Genomic DNA, 12,642 nt, shown 5'->3' on the forward strand with positions numbered 1-12,642 from the left:
TACACAGGACGGGTAGGGGGGCATGCAGCCTGGCGACCGCGTTTGTACGGGCTATGCAAGCCCATCAAGAATTCTGATAAGGGCAATGTTAATGCAACTGATTCTTGTTATGTTTCAATTGTATTGCTATAGTTACGCGTTTTCATCATTTCACCGACTTTACTCCGCGATCAATCAAGCCGCCCCATGAATGGGCGAGCGGGCTGCTCCCGGATCTTTTTTTCTTGCCTGCTTTTTAAAGAGTGATCCCATGCCACAACGACCCTTGCTCCATCCACCCCTGCTGCGGCATCTGGCCGCTGCCGGCCTTCTGGTCGCTTCCACCGGAGCGATGGCGCAGACGTCGGCGCCCGCCACAGAGTTGCCGGCAGTCACCGTGCAAGGCAGTCGCGACGGCGGCCTGGAGCCGTCCTACGCGGGCGGGCAGGTGGCGCGGGGCGGCAGCCTGGGCCTGCTGGGAACGGGCGATGTCATGGACACGCCTTTCAGCACGGTCAACTACACCTCGGAATTGATCGAGGACCAGCAGGCCAAGACGCTGGCTGATGTGGTCACTCAGGATGCCTCGGTCCGCACGACGACCTCCGCTGCTGGCTTCAGTGAAGACTTCATGATTCGGGGATTTACCATCGGATCGGGCGACACGGGTATGAATGGCTTATACGGCTTGCTGTCCGCCAATCGAGTACCAATTGAAATCGTTGAACGTGTCGAATTGCTGAAAGGGCCCGGCACACTCATGCGCGGCATTCCTCCCAATGGCGGCATAGGCGGCAGCATCAACGTCGTGACCAAGCGCGCCCAAGACGAGCCGCTTACTCGCCTGACCACCAGCTACACCAGCAAGGCCAACTTTGGCACACATCTGGATGTGGGCCGTCGTTTTGGTGAGGATAATGCTTGGGGCATACGCTTTAACGGCGTGCTACGGGGCGGTGAGGCGTCCATCAACGACGGCAAGCAGAACCTGGGTTTGGGAGCGCTTGCCCTAGACTACCGGGGAGCACGTCTACGCTGGTCATTGGACGCTATCTATTCGGATGATAAGATGGACGACTTCCGAGGGCAGATCGCTTTCCGGCCCGATATCACTGCGATCCCGGAAGCGCCGGATGGGCGAATTACCTTTTATCCCGGCACAGATCTAACGCAAGAGGATCGGACCATTGCGTCGCGGCTGGAATATGACCTTACCGATAGCCTGACGGCCTACGCTGGAGTGGGGTACCGCGACAATAAGATAAAACAGATTTTCCCGGCTAACACCAGTGGCGGCATCGATGCCAATGGCAATTTCGAAGTGGGAAATAACTACTACGACTCCTACTCTAAAACATTGAGTGGTGATATTGGTATAAGAGCCCATTTTGATACTTGGGGCGTCGGCCACTCATTGACCTTAGGTGCCACGCGCTTGGAACAGGAAATCGGTAATGGCTATTCACCGGGCACATCTAGGGCTCCGTCGAATATCTACGATCCTGCGCCGTTGCCTGCCCTTCCCGCGACTCGTATTGCGACGCAGCGGTCCGGTGAAACTACGCTGGACAGTATCGCAATTGCCGATACTTTGTCGTTTGCTCAAGATACGGTGTTACTCACCGTGGGCGCAAGAAAACAGACAGTGAAAACTGATAGTTACAGCACGACTACCGGCGCAAAAACAGGGAGCTACAAGGCTGACGAAATTTCGCCTGTTGCAGGTATCGTAATCAAGCCGTTAAGCAATGTATCGGTCTACGGCAATTTTACGGAAGGGCTAACGGCGGGCTCCGTCGTAGGGCCTGACTATAAAAATAGGGGCGAAGTTCTTAAGCCGTACAAATCCAAGCAATATGAAGCCGGTATAAAGGTGGATTGGGGACGGGTGACCACTACTGCTGCGGTCTATCAGTTGGCGCGCCCCACCGCTTTCGCTGATGGGCCTGTGAGCGCACCCAATAGTGAGAAAAACTACGGTTATTATGGTGAGCAGCGTAATCGGGGCTTGGAACTCAGCGTCTACGGCGAATTGCAGCCCGGCTTGCGTATGATGGCCAGCGCTGCTTTCGTTCAAGGTAAGCTGACGAAAACCCGCGATGGTTTGAACGAGGGCAATGCGGCACCGGGTGTGCCCAACCGAACATTCAATGTGGGTCTGGACTGGGATACTCCGTGGGTGCAAGGGCTGAGCCTGAATGGACGTGTTGCCCATACTTCCTCTACGTACATCAGCGATGCCAATACGCTGAAGCTTCCCAGCATCACAACCTTTGGTGTGGGCGCGCGCTACCGCACCAAGGTAGCAGGTAAGTCAGTCGTATTGCGAGCTGACATCGATAATCTCACAGACAAGAAGTATTGGCTGGTCAGCACCGTCAGGGGGGCCTATGCAACCAACGCCGCAGGCCGTACGGTCATGCTGTCCGCCTCGGTGGACTTCTAAACGGCAAAACGAAAGGCGCGGCCTGGCATGAACGCATTGATGCGCAGGGCGCGCCACATCGCCCCGCTCGTCTCCCGTATCGTGGCCGCCCTTTTCGGCGGCTACGTACTGGCCGCGCTGGCCAGTGTGGCAACGCTGGCCTTGCCCATGAGCAAGCCGCAGGCGGTGCTGGCCGGCATGCTGGCCAGCTTCGTCATTTATGCCTGCGCCGTGATTTGGGTCTTCGCGGCGCGCAGCGCCCTGCGGGCCTGGGCCGGATTGCTGGCAGTGGCCGTGCCGCTGCTGGCGGCCGCCTGGCCCGTCTGGTTTCAAGGAAGCCTGTTGTGAAGCAAGACGGCCGAGTACGCCGCGCAGCGCCAACCCTGCGCCAGAACATGTCCGGTCTGCACACATGGGTCGGCCTGTTGCTGGGCTGGGTGCTGTATGCCATGTTCCTGACGGGCACGGTGGCCTACTTCAAGGACGAGCTTTCGCAGTGGATGCGCCCCGAACTGGCGCATCAAAGCCATGTGCCCGATCCCGCCGCGACCGCTCAACGGATCGCGGACGAGCTCAAGATCATCGCGCCCGGCAGCACGCAGTGGAGCATGCGCCTGCCCGACGAACGCAACAACAGCGTCTATGCCTTCTGGCGCAAGCAAGGCAATGGTCGCGGCGGTTTTGCCGAAGGCCACTTCGATCCTGCCACCGGCAAGGCCATCGCCGCGCGCGAAACCATGGGCGGCGATTTCTTCTATCGCTTCCATTTCCAGTTCCATTACATGCCCGTGCTATGGGGACGTTGGCTTGCGGGCCTGGCCGCGATGTTCATGCTGGTGGCGATCATCAGCGGCGTCATCACGCATAAAAAGATCTTTATCGATTTCTTCACGTTCCGCCGGGGCAAGGCGCAGCGCTCATGGCTGGACGCCCACAATGCGCTGTCGGTATTCGGCCTGCCCTTCCATCTCATGATCACCTACACGGGACTGGTGACCCTGATGGCGCTCTACATGCCCTGGGGCCAGCAGGCGGCCATCCAGACTCCCGCCGAGCGGCAGGAACTCAGCGCTGAACTGAGCGCTTTTCTTCGGCCGGGGAAAGCCGATGGGGAAGCGCATGCCCTGGCATCCATCGAGAACATGGTGCGGCAGGCTCAGGCGCGCTGGGGGCACGACAAGGTCGGCAATGTCACCGTCGTTCATCCCGGCGATACCGCCGCGCGCGTGAGCATCGCCCGTGGCGATTCCGGCCGGGTCTCAAAAAGCCCTCAGTATCTGCTGTTCGAAGGCAGCAGCGGCAAGCTGCTTGAAGTCCGCGAGCAGGTGGGGCCGGCGGCGGAGGCACGCGGGGTGCTCTATGCCCTTCATCTGGGGCGTTTCAGCGATGCCGTGACGCGCTGGTTGTACTTTCTGGTCAGTCTGGCGGGCACAGCCATGGTGGGCAGCGGCCTGGTGTTGTGGACAGTCAAGCGAAGACAGAAGCAGTCCGGCGCCGATCGGCCGGGTTTCGGTTTACGCGTCGTCGAGCGGCTGAACATCGCGAGCATTGCCGGCCTGTCTCTGGCCATGACATCCTTCCTGTGGGCGAACCGGCTGCTTCCGGCCGATCTGCCCGCAAGGGCGGCAAGCGAAATCCAGGTGTTCTTCATGGTGTGGGCGGCCGCATTGGTGCATGCTGTGTTGCGCCCGTCCAAGTCGGCCTGGATCGAGCAACTGGGGCTGGCGGCGGCGCTTCTGGCCTTGTTGCCTGTGTTGAACGCCTTTACTACCTCTCGACCGTTGTGGAGCAGCCTGGCCGATGGCGACTGGGTATTCGTCGGTATGGACCTGATGTGCTGGGCCCTGGCGCTGCTGCATGCGAAGCTGGCCTGGCATACGGCGCGGCATACGCCGAAAGTGGCCGGATCGAAATTTCCGGCAAACAGGCGGCAAGCCGCCGCGCTGAATAAACCATGATTCATCTGATGTCCATCCTGCTGTGCCTGGCCGGGTTCACCGCGCTGGCATGCGCCATGGAGCGGCAGCAGCAAGATATCTTTGGCCATGCTTTGCCTGGCCCGATCACGAAGAGATTGCGCATGGCGGGTACGTGCGCACTGTTGGCGGCATTGGCCGTGGTGCTGGCCGGGCAGGGGTGGGGACTTGGGCTTGTCATATACAGCGGCCACACCAGCTTCGCCGCCGGCGCCGTCTATTGCATTCTGATCCGCTGCTATGCAAGATAGCGCCTGGAAGTTCGAAGCCGGTTCCAGGGCCGCAGGCAAATGGACCGCCCATGGTGTCCGCCCCGGTCGGCTTCCAGTCCGAGGCGGCTAGGGATTTCACCTTCATTCTGCTCATTGTTTGAATGAGAAGGCCTCATGTTGAGGGGAAATTCGAGCATAAATTCGGCTTGTTGAAGAGTAATTTCGCTTCTCCGGCAAAAATGCCGGGGAGAGTGGGTATCATCGGCGCACCTCATTTTTCTCGATGGGCATATGGCGCATGGCTGCGGCCCCATCGTTTACTGGATTTGTATCATGCCTACACTTTTACCTACGACTCTGGTTGGCTCATACGCGCAGCCCGACTGGCTGATTGACAGGGCCAAACTGGGCGGCCGTTTTCCTCCGCGGGTCCGTGCCCAGGAGCTATGGCGCGTTGAGTCCGATTGGCTGGAGCAGGCGCAGGACGATGCAACGCTGCTTGCCATTCGCGCTCAGGAAAATGCCGGCCTGGACATACTGACCGACGGTGAAATGCGGCGGGAAAGCTATTCCAACCGTTTTGCAACCGCTCTCGAGGGTGTCGACATCGACAATCCCGGCGTGGCGCTCGACCGCAGCGGGCACCCCAATCCTGTGCCGCGCGTCGTCGGAAAGATCCGGCGCAAGCACTCCGTGCAGGTGCGCGATGTCGAGTTTCTGCGCGCCAATACGGATCGCCGGATCAAGATCACGGTGCCGGGCCCCTTCACCATGACTCAGCAGGCGCAGAACGATTTCTACAAATCGGAAGAGGAGATGGCCTACGACTACGCCGTGGCCGTCAATGAGGAAATCAAGGATCTGTTTGCGGCGGGAGCCGATGTCGTGCAGATAGACGAGCCGTATCTGCAGGCCCGGTCCGAAAAAGCGCGGGACTATGGCGTGCGCACGCTGAACCGCGCACTGGAGGGCGTCACCGGCACCACTGCGGTGCATATCTGCTTCGGCTACGCCGCCATCATCCACGAGCGCCCCGCCGGATACTCTTTCCTGGCCGAACTGGAGAACTGCCTGGCCGACCAGATATCGGTGGAAACCGCCCAGTCCAATCTCGACTGCGCAATTCTGGAACAGCTGCCGTCGAAGACCATCATGCTCGGTGTCCTGGACTTATCGACGCCCGAGATAGAAACGCCTGAAACCGTGGCCCAGCGCATCCGCCGCGCCTTGCCTCACGTGCCGGCGGAGCGTTTGGTGATCGCGCCCGATTGCGGCCTGAAGTACCTGCCGCATCATATTGCCTACGGCAAGATGAAAGCCATGGCCGATGGCGCCCGCATTGTCCGAAACGAGCTTTCCCGCTGATGTTCTCCGCCATTGCCGGACCCTTTGGATTTCGCACCATGATCAAACTTCTTGTAATTGCCCTGTCGGCCTTTTTCATGCAGGGTGCGGCAGCGCAAGACTTCCCCACTCGGCCCATCACGATCGTCGTTCCCGTGCCCCCCGGCGGCATTGTGGATATGGCGGCGCGCCTGGCCAGCGAGCCCTTGACCCAGGCATTGAATCAATCGGTCGTCGTCGACAACCGTGCCGGCGCAAGCGGTAACATCGCCTATGGCTACGTGGCCCAGGCGGCGCCCGACGGCTACACGCTGCTGGCGTCGTACTCCATGTATCACGCCGGCAATCCTTCCCTGTTCTCCGACTTGCGCTGGAACGCCGAGTCCTTCACGCCCGTCGCCATGCTGGCCGTGGCGCCGCATGTCGTGGTGGTTCATCCCTCTCTGCCTGTTCATACGCTGAAAGAACTGATCGCCTACGCCAAGGCGCATCCAGGCGAAATCAATTACGCCTCCCAGGGCAGCGGCTCGGTGCCGCACGTCGGCACCGAGCTCCTCAAGCAGATGACGTCGACCGACATGGTCCATGTGCCTTACAAAGGTTCGGGACCCGCCATTCAGGATGTGCTGTCGGGCCGTGTGCAGCTGTTCATCACGACGCCGCCTTCCATCATCGGCCACGTCCAGCAGGGCAAGCTGCGCGCCATTGCCGTAGCCAGCGGATCGCGCCATCCCATGCTGCCCGACGTGCCGACTTCGGTTGAGCAGGGCTTTCCCGATTTCGAACTGGACGCCTGGGTATCCCTGTTCGCTCCGGCCGGCACACCACCGGATGCGATCAAGCGAATTTCACAGGCCCTGGAGGCCGGTTTGGCGACACCTGAAACCATACAGAAGGCACGCGCCGCCGGTATAGAAGCACGCTATCAATCGCCCGAGGCGCTTGGCAAAACCGTCAGGGCGGATACCGAGCACTGGTCAACGGTCATACGATCGGCGGGTATTGTCGCCAACTAGAATTGGCTTGCGGCTCTCATAGTATATTGTTCGGGTACGGCGGCCGATGTCCATCACGGGATATCGGCCACGCTGTTTTGTGGAACCCTTACCAGATACGCATATGACAAACCGTTTACCGTTTTCCAAGGCCATCCTGGCCTGCGCGCTGATCGGCGCCGCCGGCATGGCGCACGCCGCCTATCCCGACCGCCCCATCACCATGATCGTGCCCTTTCCGCCGGGGCAGGCGACCGATATCTTTGCACGTGTGATAGCCGAAAAGCTTTCCGCCGAAGTGGGCCAGCCCGTCATCGTGGAGAACAAGGCGGGCGCCGGCAGCAATATCGGCATGCAATTCGTGGCGCGGGCAAAGCCCGATGGCTACACTCTTGCCGTGGGCGGCAGCGCCGGCGCCGTCAACCAGACGCTCTACAGCAACCCGGGCTATTCGCTGAAATCCGATTTTGTTCCGGTGGGTGGTATTTTCACGGTCCCGCTGGTTTTCCTGGCCAATCCGAAAAGCGGCATCACTTCGCTCTCTCAACTGGTCGAGCGGGCCCGCGCCAACCCCGACGATCTGGCCTATGCCAGCGCCGGCATAGGCGGCACCCAGCATTTGTCGGCTGAAATGTTCAAGGCCGATGCCAAGATCGAGCTGCGTCATATTCCCTACAAGGGTAGCGGTCCGGCGCAGGCCGATTTCCTGGGCAACCATGTACCGCTTATGGTGGACTCGGTGACCGCCGCCCTTCCGCATGTGCAGTCCAAGTCGGCCATTCCCTTGGCAGTGACGACACGCGAGCGTGTGCCGCAGTTGCCGCAAGTGCCTACCGTGGCAGAGTCAGGCTACCCGGGCTTCGAAGCCGTGGGCTGGGCGGCCATTTTTGCGCCTGGGGCAACGCCACCGGAAGTCGTAAAGTTCCTGAACGAAAAAATCAACGGGATTCTCAAATCGCCTGAAGCGGCAAAAACACTGACGGATCGCGGGGCGCAGCCCTTGATATACACGCCCGAGGAAGGCAAGCATTTCATCGTGACTGAAATCGCCAAATGGGGCAAGGCTGTCAAGCAATCCGGCGCGTCGGTCGATTGATCGGGCGTTGGGTTAGAGTGCCCTAAGCGCAAGCCGGCACCAGCAGCACCGGTAGCGTCTCCCAGACAATGGCCACGGCCGACAGCAGGCTCAGCGCGCCGGCCAGCCATGGGATGAAGCCGGGGCAGGCCGTGCGCGGCATGCGCGAGCGCAGACGCAGAAAGATGGCTGCCATTGCCAGCAGCGCCAGCAGACTTGCCGCGACGATGATCCACAGCGGCGCCGGCAAGCCCATCCACACGCCGTCCAAGGCCGGCCGTGCGCAGTTGATGCCGTTCACGGTGTAGACGAACAGGAAGTGCACGGCCCAGATGATCGGGCCGGAGAGCATGAACAGGAATGTGCGCGGAAAGCTGCCTGGCATGGCGTTCACTCCAGCAAACGTGGAAAGCCGTGGATCGCGCAGAGGCCCAGCAGACCCTGGGCGACCGTGTAGTGCCAGAAGAGCATCGTGCTGTCGAAGCTGGCGCGCCGGGCGGGCCCCAGCCGTCCGGCCAGGGATCGAGCCACCGTAAAGGCGGCCATGAAGCACAGTGTGGTCACAAATACTGCCTGAAGCCCGATCAGGGCGTAGACGGCGGCGGCATAGCCGCTATCTTGCGGCCGCAGTCCGGCCTGCCACTGCCCATGAGCCTCCAGGCCGATTGCCGCCGCGATCATCAGCATGGCGGCCGGAAGCCCCAAGCGGACCGCTACCTGTCTTTCCCGCTCCAGGGCGCGGCTCAGCCACGCCAGCAGTACGCTGGTGCCAAGCAACAGGCCGGTGGATGTCAACGGCAAGCCCATGGAGGGCAATCGCGCAAGAGGCGGCCAGGTTTCCGGGGATGTGACCCACAGAAACAGATATGCGAACAGCAGCGAACCGAAGATGCTGGCGCAGACCATGAGCAGGATGACCATGGCCCACCAGGAATGGGAGGCGCTGCCGCCGCACGATACCGGCAGGCGCAGGCCGCCGCCGATATCGACGGGGGGGCGGACGGGATTCGCGTCGGCGTCCCACAGCCAGCGCCATATCATTGCCACCGCCAGGACGCCGCAGGCTCCCGCCAGCGCCTCCAGCTTGAAGGTAAGAAGCAGGAAGAAGCCGGCGGTGCCCAGCGCGGCAAGAAGGGGCGACCATCCCGGCCCGGGCAGCTCCAGCACGTACTCGGGCCTGGCCTGCACAGGGCTTGTGACCAGCGTCGAGCGCCGGCCCGTTGGGGCGTTCGGCAGGTAATAGCGCCCGGCGTCCACGTCCCGGGCCAGGCCGGGTTGATTCCACAGCGGTTCGCGGCTTGTCACGAACGGGATGCTGCGGGATCCGTAAGACCGGCTGGGCAGCCACTCCAGGGTGCCGGCGTCCCATATGTTGCCGGCGTTGGCATCGCCGACCGGCCGGAAGTTGCGTGCCAGATCGATCAGGAAGGCCAGGACACCGGCGGCGATCATATAGGCTCCAAGGGTCGAGGCCATGTTCAGAGGGCCCCAGCCATAGCTGTCCGCATAGGTGTAGACCCGACGCGGCATGCCCGCCAGGCCGGTCAGGTGCATGGGGAAGAAGCTGACGTTGAAGCCGATGAACATCAGCCAGAAGGCCCAGCGGCCCAGCTTTTCGGACAGCGCGCGCGCACTGACGAACGGGGCCCAATAGTAGAACGCGGCGAATAGCGGAAAGACCATGCCGCCGAACAATACATAGTGGAGGTGGGCGACGATGAAGTAGCTGTCATGGGCCTGCAGGTCGAAGGGGATCACGGCGACCATCACCCCGGTCAGTCCGCCCAGGACGAAGATGAAGAAGAAGCCCAGGATGAACAGCATGGGCAATTTGAACGGTCGCAATCGTGCCGCGGCGGCAATGGTGGCGATCCAGGCGAATATCTGTATGCCTGTCGGCACCGACACCGCCATGCTGGCGGCCGACGCGAAGCTGAGCGAAAGCTGCGGAATGCCGGTGGCAAACATATGATGCACCCACAAGCCGAAGCTCAGAAAGCCGGTTGCCACGACCGCCAGTACGACGAGCCGGTAGCCGATCAGCGAGGTGCCGGTCATGGCGGGGATGATCATCGATACCATGCCGGCCGCCGGCAGGAAAATAATATAGACCTCGGGATGGCCGAAGAACCAGAATAGATGCTGCCACAATAGCGGGTCGCCGCCTTTCTGGGCGATGAAGAAAGGCATGCCGAAGGCCCGTTCCAGTTCAAGCAGCGCGGTACCCACGATAACCGCCGGGAACGCGACGATCACCATGCCGGAAAACACCAGCATTACCCAGGCAAAAATAGGCATGCGGTCCAGGGTCATGCCCGGGGCGCGCGTGCGCAGGATGCCGACCGCCAGTTCAATGGCGCCGGCGATGGCCGATATTTCGATGAAGCCGATGCCAAGCAGCCAGAGGTCCGCGTTGAGCTCCGGCGAATAGGCGGAGCTGCTCAGGGGCGGATACATGAACCAGCCGCCATCCGGGGCCAGCCCGACGAAGATGCTGCAAAAGAATATGAGGCCGCCCACGGCATAGGCCCAGTATGCATAGGCGGACAGGCGCGGGAAGGGCAGGTCTCGCGCTCCCAGCATATTCGGCAGGAGAAGTACGGCCATGGCTTCGACCGCGGGCACCGCGAACAGGAACATCATCACCGTGCCGTGCATGGTGAACAACTGGTTGTACAGCTCATGCCCGATCAGATCGTTGTCGGGCACGGCCAGTTGGGTGCGCATCAGCAGCGCCAACACGCCGGCAAGCAGGAAGAAGAGCAAGGCCGTGCCGATATAGAGCAGGCCGACATGATTGTTGTTGACGACGGTAAGGGCCCGCCAGCCAGTGGGGCGCTTCCAGACACGTTGCAACTGCTCCAGCTCGCCGTCCGGACGAGGAAGCGTATTGGGCGGCGAGGGCGCCACGTCGGCCATGGATTCGTCCGCCATCATTCGAGACTTTCCAGGTATTGCGCAACGGCGCGCAGATCCTGGCTGGACAGGCGGTTGAAGGAGGGCATGGCGTTGTCCGGCTTGATATGCTGGCCGCCGGCGATCCAGCCGGCCAGTGTGCCGACGTTGTTGGGCAACACGCCCGCCGCCAGCGAACGGCGACTGCCGATATGCGTGAGATCCGGTCCCAGCGTACCGGCCGCCGCGGTTCCGCGGATTGCATGGCATTGCGCGCAGGCCTGCAGGAAGTGCCGCTGTCCCGCGCGCAGCGTGTCATCGGCCGGCTTCCGCGCGGGCTCGCGCTGCGCCGCCACCCATTGCTGGAAGTCGCCCGGGTCAAGCGCCTGCACGTCGAACATCATTTTCGCGTGCTGGGCTCCGCAATATTCCGCGCACTGGCCCCGGAACACCCCCGCATTCTTTGCCTGGACGCGCAGGCGATTGACATGGCCCGGCACCATGTCCAGCTTGCCCGCCAGCTCGGGCACCCAGAAGCTATGGATCACATTATCGGACTTGAGCACGAATTCCACGGGCTGCCCATAGGGGATGCGTATGTCGTTGGCCGTCTCGAAAAGCGGCTGGCCGTTGGCGGCCAGGTACCGGACCCGCCACCACCACATTTCGCCGACGACCTCGATGCGGACCGCCGGCGCCGTATCGGCCATGGCCGAAGAGGAGGCCGCCTTCAGGTTGTAGGCAAGCAGCGCGCTCAGCACGGCTATAGGAAAAGCAAGGCCTCCCGCCACGATCAGCGAGCGCCTGCCCAGCAGCGTCCTGGCTTGCGGCTTGCCGTATAGCGCCACAGCCAGCAAGATCATGACAAGAAGAAAGATGACGCCCGCGCCGATGAACATCACCCAGCTGATTTCCGCGATTCGGCTGGCGTCTTCTCCGTGGGGGCGGAGAACCGATTGCACGTCGGCCGACGCCTGTATCGGCAGTATGGCGAGCAGTACGGTTGAGCGCAAATGGAGCATGCAGAGGCCGGTTATTGGAGCTGTCGGAGAGGCGCGCGGCTGGAAAGTGCCACTGCGGTACTGGATTTGCATGCAGCACATGCCGTACCAAGCGGAGTGTCATCCTGCATCCGCCTGATGAAACGGCAAATTGCCAACTGCGCCGCCATGCCCCTCGGCATGTTTTGGGCTTGTTTTGAAAAATTTACACGCATTCGGCAAACCTCCCCATACTGGCCTCGCCCGAGGCATGCTCTCCCGCAGCCGCCGGCGGCAAAGAATTTGCTGTACCGACCTGAATCCAGGAATAGTGAAATGCGCAAATGCCCAGTCCTATCGCCCGCCGAGTCCCGATGCTGCTGCTCGGGATGATCGCCCTCTTGCTGCTGGCAGGCTGTGGAGAAAAGCGCCCGCCGCTTGCGCCGCCGGGGCAGGCCGGTCAGCTGGTCGGCGCCGATACGGCCAGGGGCCGGCAACTCATTGCCGACTATGGCTGCGTTGCCTGTCACACCATAGAAGGCATCAAGGGACCGGTATCCAGGGTTGGTCCTCCGCTGGACGGCATGGCTATGCGCGCCTACGTGGGCGGCGTGCTTCCGAATACGCCCGAAAATCTGGTGCAATGGCTGCTTGACCCCCCGGCGATCGACCCGCGCACCGCCATGCCTGATCTGGGGCTGAGCACAGCGGATGCACGGGACATCGCCGCCTATCTTCTTACCCTGCACTGACGCCACGGA

General features: G+C 61.6%; 11 protein-coding genes. 8 read left to right on the forward strand and 3 right to left on the reverse strand.

What is annotated here, in order from left to right; genetic code table 11:
• Positions 1-250 precede the first annotated feature (250 nt).
• From OEG81_RS03440 to OEG81_RS03470, 7 genes are all read left to right on the forward strand, one after another.
• Positions 251-2,425, forward strand: a complete 2,175-nt coding sequence (locus OEG81_RS03440) for a TonB-dependent receptor (protein WP_264131337.1) — start codon at positions 251-253, stop codon at positions 2,423-2,425.
• A 27-nt stretch (positions 2,426-2,452) separates the two neighbouring features.
• Positions 2,453-2,752 carry a DUF3649 domain-containing protein gene (locus OEG81_RS03445; protein ID WP_264131338.1) on the forward strand — a complete coding sequence of 100 codons (300 nt, stop codon included), beginning with the start codon at positions 2,453-2,455 and terminating at the stop codon, positions 2,750-2,752.
• 47 nt (positions 2,753-2,799) lie between these two features.
• Entirely contained in the window at positions 2,800-4,362 is a 1,563-nt protein-coding gene (locus tag OEG81_RS03450) for a PepSY-associated TM helix domain-containing protein (RefSeq protein WP_264132685.1), read from the forward strand.
• Positions 4,359-4,631: a DUF3325 domain-containing protein gene (locus OEG81_RS03455; protein WP_264131339.1), complete on the forward strand. Its 273-nt coding sequence runs from the start codon at positions 4,359-4,361 to the stop codon at positions 4,629-4,631. Before OEG81_RS03450 ends, OEG81_RS03455 begins: the two co-directional genes overlap by 4 nt.
• A gap of 294 nt (positions 4,632-4,925) precedes the next feature.
• A complete protein-coding gene (locus OEG81_RS03460; RefSeq protein WP_264131340.1) occupies positions 4,926-5,957 on the forward strand; it encodes a uroporphyrinogen decarboxylase family protein in 1,032 nt (343 codons plus the stop codon).
• A 38-nt stretch (positions 5,958-5,995) separates the two neighbouring features.
• The gene (locus OEG81_RS03465) at positions 5,996-6,952 is read left to right on the forward strand and encodes a Bug family tripartite tricarboxylate transporter substrate binding protein (protein ID WP_264131341.1); all 957 of its coding nucleotides are present in this window, start codon (positions 5,996-5,998) and stop codon (positions 6,950-6,952) included.
• A gap of 103 nt (positions 6,953-7,055) precedes the next feature.
• On the forward strand, positions 7,056-8,027 hold the full coding sequence (locus OEG81_RS03470; protein ID WP_412034098.1) for a Bug family tripartite tricarboxylate transporter substrate binding protein: 972 nt from the start codon (positions 7,056-7,058) through the stop codon (positions 8,025-8,027).
• A 22-nt stretch (positions 8,028-8,049) separates the two neighbouring features.
• On the opposite strand, the gene OEG81_RS03475 is transcribed toward OEG81_RS03470, so the two are convergent.
• Genes OEG81_RS03475 through OEG81_RS03485 form a run of 3 tightly spaced genes read right to left on the reverse strand, consistent with a single transcriptional unit; the run spans position 8,050 to position 11,923 of the window.
• Positions 8,050-8,391: a hypothetical protein gene (locus OEG81_RS03475; RefSeq protein WP_264131342.1), complete on the reverse strand. Its 342-nt coding sequence runs from the start codon at positions 8,389-8,391 to the stop codon at positions 8,050-8,052.
• 5 nt (positions 8,392-8,396) lie between these two features.
• The gene (locus OEG81_RS03480; RefSeq protein ID WP_412034159.1) at positions 8,397-10,940 is read right to left on the reverse strand and encodes a cbb3-type cytochrome c oxidase subunit I; all 2,544 of its coding nucleotides are present in this window, start codon (positions 10,938-10,940) and stop codon (positions 8,397-8,399) included.
• Positions 10,940-11,923: a c-type cytochrome gene (locus OEG81_RS03485; RefSeq protein ID WP_264131344.1), complete on the reverse strand. Its 984-nt coding sequence runs from the start codon at positions 11,921-11,923 to the stop codon at positions 10,940-10,942. The genes OEG81_RS03480 and OEG81_RS03485 overlap by 1 nt, the downstream gene beginning before the upstream one ends.
• Before the next feature lie 302 nt (positions 11,924-12,225).
• Between OEG81_RS03485 and OEG81_RS03490 the strand changes: the two genes are divergently transcribed.
• Entirely contained in the window at positions 12,226-12,633 is a 408-nt protein-coding gene (locus OEG81_RS03490; protein ID WP_264131345.1) for a c-type cytochrome, read from the forward strand.
• Positions 12,634-12,642 lie beyond the last annotated feature (9 nt).

Origin of the sequence: Pollutimonas sp. M17 (genome assembly GCF_025836975.1) — a bacterium.
Lineage (GTDB): Bacteria > Pseudomonadota > Gammaproteobacteria > Burkholderiales > Burkholderiaceae_B.

Coding starts and splice junctions, on each gene's coding strand:
- OEG81_RS03445 (WP_264131338.1), top strand. CDS start 2,453: ATGAACGCATTGATGCGCAGGGCGCGCCACATCGCCCCGCTCGTCTCC.
- OEG81_RS03465 (WP_264131341.1), top strand. CDS start 5,996: ATGATCAAACTTCTTGTAATTGCCCTGTCGGCCTTTTTCATGCAGGGT.
- OEG81_RS03470 (WP_412034098.1), top strand. CDS start 7,056: ATGACAAACCGTTTACCGTTTTCCAAGGCCATCCTGGCCTGCGCGCTG.
- OEG81_RS03480 (WP_412034159.1), bottom strand. CDS start 10,940: ATGGCGGACGAATCCATGGCCGACGTGGCGCCCTCGCCGCCCAATACG.
- OEG81_RS03450 (WP_264132685.1), top strand. CDS start 2,800: ATGTCCGGTCTGCACACATGGGTCGGCCTGTTGCTGGGCTGGGTGCTG.
- OEG81_RS03485 (WP_264131344.1), bottom strand. CDS start 11,923: ATGCTCCATTTGCGCTCAACCGTACTGCTCGCCATACTGCCGATACAG.
- OEG81_RS03455 (WP_264131339.1), top strand. CDS start 4,359: ATGATTCATCTGATGTCCATCCTGCTGTGCCTGGCCGGGTTCACCGCG.
- OEG81_RS03440 (WP_264131337.1), top strand. CDS start 251: ATGCCACAACGACCCTTGCTCCATCCACCCCTGCTGCGGCATCTGGCC.
- OEG81_RS03490 (WP_264131345.1), top strand. CDS start 12,226: ATGCCCAGTCCTATCGCCCGCCGAGTCCCGATGCTGCTGCTCGGGATG.
- OEG81_RS03460 (WP_264131340.1), top strand. CDS start 4,926: ATGCCTACACTTTTACCTACGACTCTGGTTGGCTCATACGCGCAGCCC.
- OEG81_RS03475 (WP_264131342.1), bottom strand. CDS start 8,391: ATGCCAGGCAGCTTTCCGCGCACATTCCTGTTCATGCTCTCCGGCCCG.